Source organism: Sphingomonas citri (genome assembly GCF_019429485.1).
In the GTDB taxonomy this organism is placed as follows: Bacteria; Pseudomonadota; Alphaproteobacteria; order Sphingomonadales; family Sphingomonadaceae; genus Sphingomonas; species Sphingomonas citri.
The window spans coordinates 200,209-214,806 of the sequence record NZ_JAHXZN010000002.1; the positions used below are offsets into that span (position 1 = coordinate 200,209).

At 72.5% G+C, this 14,598-nt stretch carries 14 protein-coding genes; 10 read left to right on the forward strand and 4 right to left on the reverse strand.

All coding sequences use genetic code 11. The features are described 5' to 3' along the window. The first annotated feature begins 102 nt into the window (after positions 1–102). From KZ820_RS09065 to KZ820_RS09105, 9 genes are all read left to right on the forward strand, one after another. Positions 103–1,023: a hypothetical protein gene (locus tag KZ820_RS09065; protein WP_219748325.1), complete on the forward strand. Its 921-nt coding sequence runs from the start codon at positions 103–105 to the stop codon at positions 1,021–1,023. A gap of 27 nt (positions 1,024–1,050) precedes the next feature. Further along, positions 1,051–1,848 carry a metallophosphoesterase family protein gene (locus tag KZ820_RS09070; protein ID WP_219748326.1) on the forward strand — a complete coding sequence of 266 codons (798 nt, stop codon included), beginning with the start codon at positions 1,051–1,053 and terminating at the stop codon, positions 1,846–1,848. Next, the gene (locus KZ820_RS09075; RefSeq protein WP_219748327.1) at positions 1,842–2,510 is read left to right on the forward strand and encodes a hypothetical protein; all 669 of its coding nucleotides are present in this window, start codon (positions 1,842–1,844) and stop codon (positions 2,508–2,510) included. The genes KZ820_RS09070 and KZ820_RS09075 overlap by 7 nt, the downstream gene beginning before the upstream one ends. Before the next feature lie 418 nt (positions 2,511–2,928). Continuing rightward, positions 2,929–3,795 (forward strand): SDR family oxidoreductase, encoded by an 867-nt coding sequence (locus tag KZ820_RS09080; RefSeq protein WP_219748328.1) that lies wholly within the window; start codon positions 2,929–2,931, stop codon positions 3,793–3,795. Positions 3,796–3,935: 140 nt separating this feature from the next. Continuing rightward, positions 3,936–4,388, forward strand: a complete 453-nt coding sequence (locus tag KZ820_RS09085) for a MarR family winged helix-turn-helix transcriptional regulator (RefSeq protein ID WP_219748329.1) — start codon at positions 3,936–3,938, stop codon at positions 4,386–4,388. Positions 4,389–4,392: 4 nt separating this feature from the next. After that, complete coding sequence (locus tag KZ820_RS09090) at positions 4,393–6,399, forward strand: FUSC family protein (protein WP_219748330.1); 2,007 nt, start codon at positions 4,393–4,395, stop codon at positions 6,397–6,399. Next, positions 6,396–6,620 (forward strand): DUF1656 domain-containing protein, encoded by a 225-nt coding sequence (locus tag KZ820_RS09095; protein ID WP_219748331.1) that lies wholly within the window; start codon positions 6,396–6,398, stop codon positions 6,618–6,620. The genes KZ820_RS09090 and KZ820_RS09095 overlap by 4 nt, the downstream gene beginning before the upstream one ends. Positions 6,621–6,625: 5 nt before the next feature. Then, the gene (locus KZ820_RS09100; RefSeq protein WP_219748332.1) at positions 6,626–7,519 is read left to right on the forward strand and encodes an efflux RND transporter periplasmic adaptor subunit; all 894 of its coding nucleotides are present in this window, start codon (positions 6,626–6,628) and stop codon (positions 7,517–7,519) included. Continuing rightward, positions 7,516–8,934, forward strand: a complete 1,419-nt coding sequence (locus tag KZ820_RS09105) for an efflux transporter outer membrane subunit (RefSeq protein WP_219748333.1) — start codon at positions 7,516–7,518, stop codon at positions 8,932–8,934. The genes KZ820_RS09100 and KZ820_RS09105 overlap by 4 nt, the downstream gene beginning before the upstream one ends. A gap of 169 nt (positions 8,935–9,103) precedes the next feature. On the opposite strand, the gene KZ820_RS09110 is transcribed toward KZ820_RS09105, so the two are convergent. The 4 genes from KZ820_RS09110 to KZ820_RS09125 form a co-directional block, all read right to left on the reverse strand. After that, positions 9,104–9,790, reverse strand: a complete 687-nt coding sequence (locus KZ820_RS09110) for an AcvB/VirJ family lysyl-phosphatidylglycerol hydrolase (RefSeq protein WP_308462173.1) — start codon at positions 9,788–9,790, stop codon at positions 9,104–9,106. 74 nt (positions 9,791–9,864) lie between these two features. Next, positions 9,865–12,204 carry a xanthine dehydrogenase family protein molybdopterin-binding subunit gene (locus tag KZ820_RS09115; RefSeq protein WP_219748334.1) on the reverse strand — a complete coding sequence of 780 codons (2,340 nt, stop codon included), beginning with the start codon at positions 12,202–12,204 and terminating at the stop codon, positions 9,865–9,867. Beyond that, positions 12,201–13,190, reverse strand: coding sequence for an FAD binding domain-containing protein (locus KZ820_RS09120; RefSeq protein ID WP_219748335.1), 990 nt, complete (start codon positions 13,188–13,190; stop codon positions 12,201–12,203). Before KZ820_RS09120 ends, KZ820_RS09115 begins: the two co-directional genes overlap by 4 nt. Then, on the reverse strand, positions 13,187–13,693 hold the full coding sequence (locus KZ820_RS09125; RefSeq protein WP_219748336.1) for a 2Fe-2S iron-sulfur cluster-binding protein: 507 nt from the start codon (positions 13,691–13,693) through the stop codon (positions 13,187–13,189). Before KZ820_RS09125 ends, KZ820_RS09120 begins: the two co-directional genes overlap by 4 nt. Before the next feature lie 209 nt (positions 13,694–13,902). Between KZ820_RS09125 and KZ820_RS09130 the strand changes: the two genes are divergently transcribed. Next, entirely contained in the window at positions 13,903–14,598 is a 696-nt protein-coding gene (locus tag KZ820_RS09130) for a glutamine amidotransferase (protein ID WP_308462174.1), read from the forward strand.

Below are 14,598 nucleotides of genomic sequence, written 5' to 3' on the forward strand. Positions count from 1 at the left end.
TTTCCCTCTCGGCCTGATCGCGTAAGGCGTTGATTAACCATTCGGTGCCGCCGGTCCCCACGCGGCGACGGGCACCGTGACGCCGGCCTCAGGGAGAGCCCGATGATCCATGACAGAGCGGTCCTCGCCGCGCTCGCCGTCTCAGCCTTCGCCCTGCCCGCGGCGGCGCAGGTCCTCGATCCACCCGAGCGGAACGTGCGCTACGACGCCACGAGCGCGATCTCGCCGTCGAGTGCCAACGCGACCGTCTCCGCTGCCACCGTGCCGCAGGCGATGGAGCGGCTCGACCGGGACGACGCCACGCTCGACGTCTCGCTGGGCGGCATCTATGGCGAGGGCGACTTCGGCACCGGCTCGACGACGACGATCTGGAGCTCCGCGCTCGGCGCGCGGTTGCGGCTGAACGACCTCACGCTCTCGGCCTCGCTGCCGTGGATGCGGATCCGCAGCCGGTCCACCGTCTTCACCGGGATCGACGCCACGCCGGTGCTGGTCGCACCCAACACCTCCGCGGTGAAGCGCACCGCCGAGGGCATCGGCGATCTCACGCTCGGCGCCGCCTACACGATCGCCCCCGCGGGCAGCCCGGTGGAGGTCGAGCTGTCGGGGCGCGCCAAGATCAACACCGCGACCCAGCGCAGCGGCCTCTCCAGCGGAGAGAACGACTATGCCGTCGGCGCCGACGCGTCGCTGCCGCTCGGCGTGGTGACGCCGTTCGTCTCCGTGACCTATCGCTTCCTCGGCGACACCGCGCTGTACGAGCTGCGCGACGGTCCGGCGGCCTCGGCCGGCGCCTCGTTCGCGCTCGGGCGCGATGCTTATCTGCTGACCTCCTACCATTATGCGCGCGCGGCGACGCGCCTGGTCGAGGACGCACACGAGCTGTTCGCGGGCGCCTCGACGCGGCTCGCGGGAACACCGCTGCGGCTGACCGGGTTCACCACCGCGGGGCTGTCGCGCGGTGCGGCCAGCTTCTCGGCGGGCCTGGCCGTCTCGGTGGGATTGTCACGAGCGCGCGAGTGAGCGCGCCAGCATGGGGGTAGCGAGCGAGTGACGGGCGGCGATCACGCGAACGGGCCGGAACGGATCTACGCGATCGGTGACCTGCACGGTCGCTTCGATCTGTTCCGCGCGCTGATGCGCACGATCGAGCGCGACCATGCCGCACGCACACCGGCGGTGACGCGGATCGTCCTGCTCGGCGACATCGTCGATCGCGGCCCGGACAGCGCGCGGCTGGTGCGCGGCTGCCTGCGGCTGAGCCAGCTCAATCCGCGCTTCACTGTTCTCAGAGGCAATCACGAGGAGATGATGGTGCACGCGCTGCGCGGTGATCTCTGGGCCTATCGCGCGTGGCTGGACTTCGGCGGTCGCGAGACGCTGCTGAGCTGGGGTGCCTCACCCGCGCTCACCGACGACATGCCAGGGATCCGCGAGCTGCGCGCGGCGGCGCAACTGGTCGGCCGCGACGTGATCGACTGGATGGCGCGGCTGCCGCTGACGCTGCGCCACGAGGATCATCTGTTCGTTCACGCGGGTGTCCGACCCGGGGTCGCGCTCGAGCGCCAGGTGCCGCGCGACCTGCTCTGGATCGGCGAGGAGTTCCTCGATTCGGAGGACGATCACGGCGTCACCGTCGTGCACGGCCACACTATCGCGGAGGACGGCCCCGAGGTGCGTGACAACCGCATCGGGCTCGACACCGGCGCGTATCGCACCGGTCGCCTCACCGCCATGGGGCTGGAACGCGGCGAGCGCTGGTTCCTGCAGGCGACGGGCGCGGCCGCGCCGGTGGGGGCGGAGCGCCGAGAGGCAGACGAGCACCGGCAGACGGTGGCGGCATGGTAAACCGCCCGCCCGCCGCCTTCGACGACGAGCAGCTCGACGCCGCGCTTCTGTCGGTGCTGGGGGAGCCCACCGCCGCGGACGGCGACGCAAACGGCCACACCGCGCCGTCGCCGCGTGGCGTCGCCGGATCGCTCGCGGGATCGCGCCGGGCTTCGGCGACGCTCGGTATTGCCGCGGTGGGCGCGATCAGCGGCCTCGCCTTCCTGGCCTTGGCGCGCGACGACGCTCCCGATCCGTCGGGCGTCCGAGCGACGGCGCCGAGCCAGCGTGCGGATACGACGAACGTCGAACGCGCACCGGTCAAGATCGCGCCACTACCCGTCGCGCCGACCGCCGTCGCCGCGGCACCCGCCACGCGTCCGCGCTCGATCAAGCGACCGACGCCGCTGCCCGCCGTGGTGGTCCGAGTAGCACGCCCCCTCCACCGTCCCGACGCGGAGGTAACCCGCCGACCCGCCGTGGTACTGACGGACCGTATGATCGGCGCGGTCGAGCCCGCCGCGATCGCGATCTCGGCGCCGGCCGCGCCTCAGCCCGAAACCATCGAGAGCATGGTGGTCGATCCCGCTCCTCCGGCGGAAGCGACCGCCCTCAGCGCCACGACACAGCGCGCCCGGCGCGACTCCGTGGTGGCGATCCGCAGCTTCCGCCGACAGTGGTGAGCGCCCGTCGCGATCGGTCCGTCTAGCGCGATGGCGTGAGGTGCGATCTGCTTGGCAGATCGGGCGCTCCGCCGTGGCGCTGCAGCCTTCCGTCTCGCGGGGCACAGCCTCGCCCTATGCACCGGCGTCTGCCGAAGCCACGAGGCGTGTGAGTGCAACGACTCTGCCCAGAACCTGATCCGTGCAAGTCGGAGCGGGCTCCCGCACCCGGCGTCGTGGCAGTCGGCGTCGGCGACGCTGCGCTCCGGCGTTCGCTGGAGCACGCGCACGATCCAGACGAGGTGCGTCAGCCGTAGCACCCACAACGACCACGATCGTCTCACCAACGGAACACCGCATCTAAAAGGCGCGTCTATTCGCCCCCTCATGGAACGGACATCTTCGCCTTCGTCAACACGACACGCGAAGGAGACTTCTCATGACCATCCTCGTCATCGGTGCCACCGGCCGCGTCGGCCGGCACGTCGTCGATCAGCTGCTCGCCCGCGACGCCGACGTCCGCGTTCTCACACGCGATCCCGCCAAGGCGAGCTTCCCCGCCGCGGTCGAGGTGGTGAAAGGCGACGTGCTCGACATCGACACGCTGCGCGCCGCGCTCGGCGGCATCAGGACGCTGTTCCTGCTCAATGCCGTCACGGGCGACGAATTCACCCAGGCGATCATCACGCTCAACCTCTCGCGCGAGGCCGGGATCGACCGTTTCGTCTACCTCTCGGTGTTCGGCGCCGACGAGGCGGTCAACGTCCCGCATTTCGCGGTCAAGTCGGGCGCCGAGCGGATGCTGGCGGCGATGGACGCGGGCGCGACGATCCTGCGCCCCACCTACTTCATCGACAACGAGGCGATGGTGAAGGACGTCATCCTGCAGCACAACGTGTACCCCATGCCGATCGGGGGCAAGGGCGTGGCGATGGTCGACGCGCGCGACATCGCCGAGGTCGCCGCGATCGAGCTGATCCGCCGCGAGCGCGCGCCCGCCAAGCTGCCGCTCCAGACGATCAACCTGGTCGGCCCGGAGACGCTCACCGGCACCGACGTCGCGGCGATCTGGTCCGAGGTGCTCGGCCGCCCCGTCGTCTACGGCGGTGACGACCCGAGCGGTTTCGAGCAGAATATGGCGACCTTCATGCCGCGCTGGACCGCCTATGAGATGCGGCTAATGGCGGAGCGCTACGTCAGCGACGGCATGATCCCGCACGAGGGCGATCGCGAGCGGCTCACCCAACTGCTCGGCCGCCCGCTGCACGACTATCGCGAGACCGCCCGGCGTCTGGCCGTGGCGTGACTGTCACTCGTGCGGCGAGACGAGCGCCCCGCGTCACCGGCGTCGGCCGGTGGCGCGGGGCGGGCTCGAAGGAACAAAGCTCTGACAAGAGCCGTACCCAACCACTTGCCCCATAATCGATAGATAGCTAACTAACGGATGTGCCCACCAGCTCATCTCCGCCCGAGCGTCAGCTCACCACGTTGCTCGTCCCGCTGGCACGCGCTTATCGCCGCCATCTCGACCGCGAACTGGCGGACCTCTCGCTGTCGCACTCCTCCGCGCTGGCAGTGATGCTTCTCGGGCGGATGGAGGACGGGGTACGCCAAGGCGCATTGGCAGAGCAGCTCGGGGTCGAGCCGCCCACGGTCGTCCCGATGCTCGATCAGATCGAGCGGGCGGGGCTCGCCGAGCGTCGGGCCGATCCCGCGGACAAGCGTGCCAAGACGCTCCACCTCACCGACGCGGGCCGCGCACTGGCCGCAGCGGCAGAGGCGCGCTCGGCCGAGATCCGCGCCGCGCTGTTCGCCGGGATCGCTCCTGCCGAGATCGCGGTGGCCAGCAACGTGCTCGAGCGGCTCGCCCACGCGCTGTCCGCGGCCGACGCGGCCTGATCCGATGCGGGTCGGTCTGCGCGAAGCCGTGTTCTCGGCCAATTGCTTCGCCGCGGCGATGCTGGCGCTGTACGTCTCGTTCGCGCTGGGGCTCGAGCGCCCGTTCTGGGCGATGGCGACCGTCTATATCACCAGCCAGCCGCTGAGCGGCGCGGTCCGCTCCAAGGCGCTGTTCCGACTGCTCGGCACGCTCGTCGGCGCGAGCGCGGCGGTGGTGATGGTGCCGCTGCTGGTGGACGCCCCGCTGCTGCTCTCGCTGGCGCTCGCCGGCTGGGTGGCGGCGTGCCAGTTCGTCTCGCTGCTCGATCGCACGCCGCGCTCCTACCTCTTCATGCTCGCTGGCTATACCGCGGCACTGGTCGGCTTCCCCACTGTGGGCCACCCCGAGGCGATCTTCGACGTCGCGGTGCTGCGCGCGCAGGAGATCGGCATCGGCGTGACCTGTGCCGCGCTCGTCCATGCCGCGGTCTGGCCGCGCAGCGTCACCGCGCTGCTCGGGGCGCGCGTTCGGACGCTGCTGACCGAGGCCGAGCGCTGGATCGCCGACGCGCTCGCCCCCGCTCCGACGCATCGCGCCGACCAGGAGCGCCGCCGTCTCGCCAGCGACGTCACCGAGCTGCACGTCATGGCGACACATGTCCCGTTCGACACCGCCGCCGCGCGCCCGACCCGCGCGCTGCTGAGCGCGCTGCAGGACCGTTTCGTGCTGCTGCTGCCGCTCGTCTCCGCGGTCGAGGACCGGCTCCGCGCGATCGCCGTCGAGGGCGAGGTGCCCGCCGAGATAGCCGCGCTGGTCGAAGATATCCGCGGCTGGGCTAGTGACGCGGCCGCGCACGATCCGGCTAGCCTGGTCGCGCGCGCCGACGCGCTCGCCGCGGCGCTGACACCCGCGGACTGGCGCGAGCTGCTGATCGCCAATCTGCTCGATCGACTGCGCGAGCTGGTCGAGGCGCTCGACATCGCGCGACTGGTCGCGGCGCAGGCGATCGATCCCGGCGCCGCGCCGCCGGAGCGGGTGCGTGCGCTGCTGAGCGAGCGGCGACGGCGACCGCTCCACCGCGACCTGCCGCTCGCGCTCCTCTCCGCCGTCGCCACCTTCGTCGCGATCCTCGCCTGCTGCGGCTTCTGGATCATGACCGCCTGGCCGGAGGGTGCGGTCGCGGCGATGATCGCGGCGGTGGTGTGCTGTTTCTTCGCCACGATGGACGATCCGGTGCCGGCGCAGCGCGGCTTCCTGATCTGGACGGTCACGTCGCTGCCGCTGGTCGCGCTCTATCTCTTCGCGCTGCTGCCGCTGGTGCACAGCTTCGAGACGCTCGCGCTGCTGCTCGCGCCCGCGCTGCTGGTGCCTGGGGTGCTGATGGCGCTGCCGCGCTGGTACGGGCGGATGATGCCCTTGCTGATCGGCCTGGCGGGCGGGCTGGCCCTGACCAATAGCTTCAGCGCCGACGCCGCCGGCTTCTTCAACGGCAGCGTCGCGCAACTCGCCGGAGTCGCCGCGGCGATGGTGGCGACGCGGCTGTGCCGCAGCCTCGGCGCAGGCGCCGCGCTGCGCCGGCTGCGCCGCGCCGGGTGGCGCGAGCTCGCCGAGCTGGCCGCGCGCCCCGGCCGCGCGACGCTGCCGGCGTGGCGGAGCCGCATGCTCGACCGCGTCGGACTGCTCGGCGCGCGGGTCGGCGACCTCGATCAGGGTGACCGCGACGCCGGCATGGCCGCGCTGCGCGAGCTCCGCGTTGGCGTGAGCCTGACGCAGCTCGCCCCCGCCAACGACGTCGTCGCCGACGGCTCGCTCGCCGCGCTGCGCGCCGACGTCGCCGCGCATTACCGCGCCCGCGCCCGCGGCGAGGTGGCCGCACCCGACGCGGCGCTGCTGGCGCGGCTCGACGCGGCGATCGCGACGGCGCTGGCGGAGGCGCCCGCCCCGCGCGACCGGCTCGCCGCGCTGACCGGGCTGCGCCGCAACTTCTTCCCCGCCGCGCGCGGGCTCGACTACGCGAGGGCGGCGGCATGAACGGCGAGATCGACCTCGCGGGCGTGTACGTCCACCCGCTGCTGCTCGCCGCGGTGCTCGCTTTCATCGCCGCGGAAACGATCGGCTGGGCGCTGGCGCGGCTCGGCCTTTACCGCTTCGTCTGGCATCGCGGGCTGTTCGACGTCGCGCTCACCGTCATCCTCTGGGCCGGCTGCGCCGCGCTCCTCGGCGGCACCGCGCCCGCCGCTCTCTTCGGCTAGGAATCATGAGAAAGATCGTCATCCTGCGCGTCGCCGTGACGCTGGTCGTGGTCGCCGCCGCCTGTCTCGCGGCGCAGCGGCTGTGGATCCACTATGAGGAGGAACCCTGGACGCGCGACGGCCGCGTGCGCGCCGACGTGGTCCAGGTCGCCCCCGACGTCTCGGGTCTCGTCACGCAGGTGTTCGTGCGCGACAACCAGCCGGTCGCGGCGGGGACGCCGCTGTTCGAGGTCGACCGGCCGCGCTACCGGCTCGCGGTGGCGCAGGCGCGCGCGGCGATCGCGGCGCAGCAGGTCCAGCTCGCCCAGGCGCGTCGCGAGGCGCGGCGCGACCGCGAGCTCGGCGACCTGGTCGCGGGCGAGGTCCGCGAGCAGAGCCTCGCCAAGGTCGCGCAGCTCGAGGCGACGCTGGCGCAGGCGCGCGTCGCGCTCGACACCGCCGAGCTCAACCTCGCACGGACGATGGTGCGCGCGGGCGTGGCGGGCACGGTCACCAACCTCGACCTGCGCCCCGGCGACTATGCCAGCGCGGGACACCCGGCCTTCGCGATCATCGACCGCGCCTCGCTCCATGTGATCGGCTATTTCGAGGAGACCAAGCTTCCGCGCATCCACGTCGGCGACGCGGTGCGGGTGCGGCTGATGGGCGACGACGGCGCGCTCGCCGGCCATGTCCAGAGCATCGCCGGCGGGATCGAGGACCGCGACCGCAGCGCCGGCGCCAACCTGCTGGCCAACGTCAACCCGACCTTCAGCTGGGTGCGGCTGGCGCAGCGCATCCCGGTGCGGGTGACGATCGATCGCCTGCCCGCCGGCATCTCGCTCGTCGTCGGGCGCACCGCCACGGTCGAGGTGGTGCCTCCCGCTCCTGCCCCTTCCGCGCGGGAGCATCGCGCGTGACTCGGCGCCTTGCCCCCGCGCTGCTCGCCGGACTGCTCGCCGGCTGCGCCGCGGCGGGTCCGAATTACCACCGGCCCGCCACCGCTATGATCGAGCGGCCGAGCGCGACCGGCGCGTTCGTCTCGGGCGACGCCGCCGCCTACGCGCCGGCGCCGCTGCCCGACCATTGGTGGCGGCTGTACCAGGACCCGCTGCTCGACAGGCTCGTCACCGCGGCGATCGCGCACAACACCGACCTGCGCGTCGCCGAGGCCAATATCTCCCGCGCCCGCGCCGCGCTCGACCTCGCCGAGACCGACCGCACGCCGCAAACGCAGCTCGAGGTCGCCCCGGGCTACGCGCAGCGCTCGGCCGAGGAGGAGCTGTTACCCGGCGCGGCGCTACCCGCCGCCCCGGTCTATGCGGGCCGGGTCGGCGTCTCCTACCAGCTCGACCTCGCCGGGCAGGTGCGTCGCGCGGTCGAGGCGTCGACCGCCGACGTCGCCGCGACGCGCGCCGCCTATGACGCGGTGAAGGTCACCGTGGTGGCCGACGCGACGCGCGCCTATGTCGACGCCTGCGCCGCGGGGCGCGAGATCGGCGTGGCGCAGCGCGCACTCGCGCTGCAGCAGCGCACCACCGCGCTCACGCAGCGGCTGGTGCGCGCCGGGCGCGGCATCTCGCTCGATGCGACGCGATCGCGCGCGCAGGAGGAGCAGGTCCGCGCGACGCTGCCGACGCTGCTCGCGGCGCGGCAGGTGGCGCTGTTCCGGCTGGCGACGCTAACCGGCCGCCCTCCCGCCGAGTTCGACCGCGACGTCGCCGCCTGCGCGCTCGAGCCCCGGCTCGACCGCCCGATCCCGGTCGGCGACGGCGCCGCGCTGCTGCGCCGCCGCCCCGACGTACGCCGCGCCGAGCTGCTGCTCCACGCCGCCACCGCGCGGATCGGCGTGGCGGAAGCGGCACTCTACCCGCGCGTGACGCTCGGCGCCTCCGCCGGTTCGGTCGGGCTGCTGCGCAACGCGCTGGCGGGTGACACCTATAAATTCTCGCTCGGCCCGCTGATCAGCTGGGAGTTCCCCAACCGTCGCCGCGTGCGCGCACGGATCGCGGGCGCGCAGGCCGAGACCGACGCCGCGGTGGCCAGATTCGACGGCGTCGTGCTCGGCGCGCTGCGCGAGACCGAGACCGCGCTGACCGTCTACGCGCGCGACCTCGACCGCCGCGCCGCGCTGGCGCAGGCGCGCGAACAGGCGGGACGGGCGGCGAGCGACTCGGAGCGGCTGTTCACCGCTGGGCGAACCGGCTTCCTGCCGGTGCTCGACGCGCAGCGCACGCTGATCGGCAGCGAGCAGACGCTCGCCGCGGCGGACAGCCGGCTCGCGGCGGACCAGGTCCAGCTGTTCCTCGCGCTGGGCGGCGGCTGGGAGGTGTAGTGCCGGACCGCGATGTCGAAGGTCGCCTCTCGAGCGATCGCCGTCATCCTAGATTCGCTTCAGGATCTACAGGCCCGCCGACGCCGCGACCGCTGGTGACGGGGCAAGGTGGATCCTGAGATGAGTTCAGGATGACGGTGGGAGATGGAAGAGCGCCTTCTGAGCCTACTTACCTCGCCGCCCCCGCCCGCTCCACCGCCGCCAGCACGTGGCGCAGCAATCCCTCGGCATCGTGCTTGATGTTGTGCCCGCCCGGCATCGCGATCTTGCGCACGTTGGGCAGATCGAGCAGCGGGCACAGGCTGTCGTCCTCCTCCGCGCCGTAGATGCAGGTGAGCGGCGTCCAGGTCAGCGTCCGCGCGGTGGTCACGCCGACGCTGTCGGGCGTGCCGTGATAGGCCCAGCCGGTCGGGTCGGCGCGGTAGAAGACCGAGTCACCCGGCAGCACCAGGATGATCCCCGCCACCCGCCCGCGCAGCTCGGCCGGCAGATGCGCCATGCCGGTCTGGACGATGTCCGCGCCGTAGGACTGGCCCATCACCATCAATCGCCGCGCGCCGGTCCGCGCCATCGCGGTACGCACCGCGTCGGCGACGAAGGCGTCGACCTCGGCGCGGGTACGGCGCTTGCGGAAATAGACCGGCGAGGAGATGCCGACGACGCCGATATGATGCTCGGTCAGTCCGCGCGAGGTCGAGGCGCCGAGCAGGAAGCGCAGCCCCATGTCACCCGAGACGTTCACCACCGCGACGTCGCGCACCGGCGGCATCGCCGGGTAGACGTGCACCGCATCGCGGTCGAAATAGCCCGCCGCGGCCACCGCCGCGCAGACGAAGGCCGAGCTGACGAGGCTCACCCGCACCCCGCGCCAGAAGGCCGAGCGTGGCGGCCGCGCCGAGCGCGCCGCCGCGCGCGTTCTCCACCGCCGCGCTATAGCAATTTGTCCAGCGTGATCGGCAGGTCGCGCACGCGCCGGCCGGTGGCGTTGTAGATCGCGTTGGCCACCGCGGCGCCGACGCCGGTGATGCCGATCTCGCCGACGCCATGCGCGCCCATCGGCGTGTGCGGGTCGGGGATGTCGGTCCAGATCACGTCGATCTCGGGCACGTCGAGGTGCACCGGCAGGTGATACTCGGCGAGGCTCGGGTTCATGATCCGGCCGTTGCGCTCGTCGAATTGCGTCTCCTCCATCAGCGCGAGGCCCAGCCCCATGATGATGCCGCCGCGGAACTGGCTGGCCGCGGTCTTGGCGTTGAGGATGCGCCCGCAGTCGAACGCGCCGAGGAAGCGGCTGACCCGCGTCTCGCCCGTCACCGCATTGACCTTCACCTCGCAGAACAGGGCGCTGTGCGAGTGCATCGACCAGTGCATCAGCTCGAGCGGCGGCGTGCCGGCCTTGGTGACGGTCACCTCGTCCCGCTGCGCGCGCGCCAGGATCGAGGCGTAGCTCTCGCGCCGCGCGGCGTCGTCGAGCTTGGCCAGTCCGCCGTCCTCGCTGCCGACCTCGCCCGCCGAGAGCCCCGCGAGCGGCGAGTCGTTGCCCGCCAGCGTCAGCAGCTCGGCCACCAGCGCGTTGTGCGCGGCGATCACCGCCGCACCGATCGCGGCGGTCTGCTGCGACCCGCCCGCCATGATCGCACCGGGAATGGCGGAGTCGCCATAGGCGACCTCGACGCGGTCGAGCGGCAGGCCGAGCCGCTCGGCGGCGACGATCGCGGTGGTGGTGGAGGTGCCCATCCCCATCTCCGCCGCGGCCACCTCGACCAAAGCGCCGACACCGTCACCGTCGCGGCGGAGCGTGATGCGCGCCTCGGCGCCGGGCATCCGGTAATAAGGATAGGTGCCGGTGGCGCAGCCGGTGCCGACCAGCCACTCGCCCTCGCGCCGTGCCCCCGGTGCGCCGCGGTCCGACCAGCCGAAGCGCGCCGCGCCGTCGCGCCATGCCTTGTCGATGTGGCGCGACGAGAAGGGCAGCCCGGTGGTGGGGTCCTTCTCGGGCTCGTTGCGCAACCGCAGCTCGACCGGGTCGATCGCGAGCGCCACCGCGAGCTCGTCGATCGCCGACTCGAGCGCGAAGGTACCGACCGCCTCGCCCGGCGCGCGCATGAAGGTGTTGGCGAGCATGTTCATCTGCGTCACCTCCACCTGCAGCCTGATGTTGGGGCAGGCGTAGCCGGCGCGGGTGCCGAGGATGAACGGCTCGGGCATGTTGTTGTGCGGCGACATCACCGACAGACCGGTGTGGATCAGCGCCTCGAATTTGCCGTCGGCGCTGGCGCCGATCGCGACACGCTGCTCGGTCAACGTGCGGCCGCCGACGACGCGGTAGACGCCCTCGCGCGACAGCGCGATCCGCACCGGCCGCCCCGCCATCTTCGCCGCGGCAGCGCCGATCACCTGATGGTCCCACAGCCCCTTGCTGCCGAACCCGCCGCCGACATAGGGCGAGGTCAGCCGCACCTGGTCGGGGGTGAGGTCGAACACCTCGCCGAGCGTCTGCGCCTGCTGCGTCACCATCTGGCTGGCGTCATGGATCACCAGCTCGTCGCCGACCCAGGCGATCGTCGCGGCGTGGGGCTCGATCGGGTTATGGTTGTGCCGCGGCGTGCGATAGAGCGCGTCGACCTTGACCGCCGCCTGGGCCAGCGCGCTCTCGGCATCACCGATCTCGTTGAGCAAAGGCTGGCCCATGAACAGGCCCTGCGCGATGCCGTTCGCCTTGGCGCCTTCCAGCGAGGTGGTCGACGGTTCGGCGGCGTAGGCGACCTCGACCAGCGCGGCCGCATGATCGGCCTGCTCCTGCGTCTCGGCCAATACCGCGACGATCGGCTGCCCGTTCCAATGGACGCGATCGTCCTGGAAGATCGGGAGATCGGCCGGCCCGACGCCGTGCGGCGTGGAGCCGAACGCGGGCGGCTTGTTCATCCGCGGCGCGTTGAGGTGCGACATCACCAGTACCACGCCGGGCGCCGCCTCGGCCGCGACGACGTCGATCGCGGTGATCCGCCCACGCGCGATGGTAGCGTAGACCAGCGCGCAATAGGCCATGTTCTCGAAGCGGAACTCCGCCGCGAACGGCGCCGCGCCCTTGACCTTGAGCGGGCCGTCGAGCCGCGAGACGGCCGCGCCGATCAGCCCGTGCTTGTGCTGGATCAGTGGGTCGGGGACCCCGCCGGGGATCCAGCTGTCCGGCGCAAGCGGGACCAGCTTGGTCATCGCGCCCTGCACCAGGCCCTGGGCGCCCTGCTTGACCGTGTCGACGATGCTCATGCCGCCTCTCCCTTGACCAGCTCGCCCAGCACCGCGGCGAGCGTCCGCCCCGCCAGCGCCGGCTTGAACGCGTTGTGCCGCAGCGGTGCGGCCTCGGCGAACTCGAGCGCCGCGGCGGCATGGAACGCCTCGGGCGTCGCCGGGCCGCCGCGCAATGCGGCCTCGGCCTTGAGCGCGCGCCACGGCTTGTGCGCCACCCCGCCGAACGCGACGCGCACGTCCGCGACGCGGTTGCCGTCGAGCTCGATCGCCGCCGCGACCGAGATCAGCGCGAAGGCGTAGCTCGCGCGATCACGCACCTTGCGATAGGTCGAGCGCGCCGCCAGCGGCAGCGTGGGCAGCTCGATCGCGGTGATCAGCTCGCCCGGCGCCAAGATCGTGTCGCGGTCGGGCGAGTCGCCCGGCAGGCGGTGGAAGTCGGCGATTGGTACCGTCCGCTCGCCGCCCGCGCCGGCGACATGGACCTGCGCGTCGAGCGCGACCAAAGCGACGCACATGTCGCTGGGATGAGTCGCGACACAGGCCTCGGACGCGCCGAGCACCGCGTGGATGCGGTTGAAGCCGTCGCGCGCGTCGCAACCCTCACCCGGCGAGCGCTTGTTGCAGCGCGAACCCTCGGTGTCGTAGAAATAGGTGCAGCGCGTGCGCTGGAGCAGGTTGCCGCCGACCGTCGCCATGTTGCGGATCTGCGCCGAGGCGCCCGCCAGGATCGCGCGCGACAGCATCGGATAGCGCTCGCGCACCGCGCGATGCTCCGCCAGCGCGGTGTTGCGCGCCGCCGCGCCGATGCGCAGCCCGCCGCCGTCGGTCTCCTCGATCACGGCGGAGAGGCCGGTGACGTCGACCAGCGCCGCGGGGCGCGCCACCGTCTCGCGCATCAGGTCGACCAGGTTGGTGCCGCCGCCGAGATAGGCGGTGGCGCCCGCCGCGCCGAGCCGCAGCGCCTCGGCGGCGTTTCCCGCGCGGGCGTAGGAGAAGGGCGTCATGCCGCCCACTCCGCCGCGACGGTGGCGCGGATCGCGTCGACGATCCCGTTGTGCGCGCCGCAGCGGCATAGGTTGCCGCTCATCCGCTCCTGCACCTCCTCGCGGGTGAGCGCCACCGGTGCGCCGAGGTCGACGCTGACGTGGCTCGGGACACCGCGCCCCGCCTCGGCCGCCATGCCGATCGCCGAGCAGATCTGGCCGGGCGTGCAATAGCCGCACTGGAATCCGTCATGCTCGATGAAGGCCTGTTGCAGCGGGTGCAGCCCGTCCTCGCCCGCCAGCCCCTCGATCGTGGTGACCGAGCGACTCTCGTACTGCACGGCCAGCGCGAGGCAGGAGAGAATGCGTTCGCCGTCGACCAGCACGGTACAGGCGCCGCACGCGCCCTGGTTGCAGCCCTTCTTGGTGCCGGTGAGATGCAGCGCCTCGCGCAGGTGATCGAGCAGCGAGACTCGCGGGTCGGACGGCAGCGCCACCGCCTCTCCGTTGACGATGAGCGACATAAGGGCTTCTCCCTACCTCTCCGATGCGGCGCGGCCGCCGCGCTAACCTATACCAAGTTTCGGAAAGCGCGGGTCATCTTTCGCGGCGACGCGGCACTCGATCGGGCGCGGCGGCGCGTCATCGTGGCGCGCGGACGCGGCTGGGCTAAGAGCAGGACGAGAGGACGCGCCGAATCGTCGCCGCGTCGGAACAGTCGCGGAGTACCCCCGTGCCGCTCACCGCCGTCGCGATCCGCCATGTCGCCTTCGAGGACCTCGGCCATCTCGACGCGCCGCTGCGCGCCGCCGGCTACGCGATCCGCTACGTCGAGGCGGCGGCGGGAGGCGTCGCCGCGCTCGACCCGCTCGCGCCCGACCTGCTCGTCGTACTCGGCGGCCCGATGGGCGTCTACGAGACGCCGGAGCACCCCTTCCTCGCCGACGAACTTGCGCTGCTGCGCGCGCGGCTGGCGGCGGGGCGGCCGACGCTGGGGCTGTGCCTCGGCGCGCAGCTGATCGCGGCGGCGCTCGGCGCGCGCGTCTATCCGGGACCGGCAAAAGAGATCGGCTACGCGCCGGTGACGCTCACCGCGGAGGGGGCGGCCTCGCCGCTCGCCGCTCTGCCCGCGGGCCAGTCGGTCCTGCACTGGCACGGCGATACCTTCGACCTTCCGGCGGGCGCGACGTTGCTCGCCTCGACCGACCTCTATCGCCGACAGGCGTTCGCGGTCGGTCGCCACGCGCTCGCCTTGCAGTTCCACCTCGAGGCGGCCCGGATCGAGCGATGGCTGGAGGGCCACGCCGCCGAGCTGCGCGCCGAGCGGATCGACCCCGCCGCGCTCGCGCGCGACGCCGCGCGCCACGACGCCGCGCTGCGCGACGCGGCCGAGGCGGTGCTCACCCGCTGGCTGTCGGCGTCAGCCTGA

What these genes read in the sequence shown, in the direction of transcription:
- KZ820_RS09100 (WP_219748332.1), top strand. Translation starts at nt 6,626, where the DNA reads ATGAGAAAGATCGTCATCCTGCGCGTCGCCGTGACGCTGGTCGTGGTC.
- KZ820_RS09080 (WP_219748328.1), top strand. Translation starts at nt 2,929, where the DNA reads ATGACCATCCTCGTCATCGGTGCCACCGGCCGCGTCGGCCGGCACGTC.
- KZ820_RS09115 (WP_219748334.1), bottom strand. Translation starts at nt 12,204, where the DNA reads ATGAGCATCGTCGACACGGTCAAGCAGGGCGCCCAGGGCCTGGTGCAG.
- KZ820_RS09120 (WP_219748335.1), bottom strand. Translation starts at nt 13,190, where the DNA reads ATGACGCCCTTCTCCTACGCCCGCGCGGGAAACGCCGCCGAGGCGCTG.
- KZ820_RS09065 (WP_219748325.1), top strand. Translation starts at nt 103, where the DNA reads ATGATCCATGACAGAGCGGTCCTCGCCGCGCTCGCCGTCTCAGCCTTC.
- KZ820_RS09090 (WP_219748330.1), top strand. Translation starts at nt 4,393, where the DNA reads ATGCGGGTCGGTCTGCGCGAAGCCGTGTTCTCGGCCAATTGCTTCGCC.
- KZ820_RS09125 (WP_219748336.1), bottom strand. Translation starts at nt 13,693, where the DNA reads ATGTCGCTCATCGTCAACGGAGAGGCGGTGGCGCTGCCGTCCGACCCG.
- KZ820_RS09095 (WP_219748331.1), top strand. Translation starts at nt 6,396, where the DNA reads ATGAACGGCGAGATCGACCTCGCGGGCGTGTACGTCCACCCGCTGCTG.
- KZ820_RS09075 (WP_219748327.1), top strand. Translation starts at nt 1,842, where the DNA reads ATGGTAAACCGCCCGCCCGCCGCCTTCGACGACGAGCAGCTCGACGCC.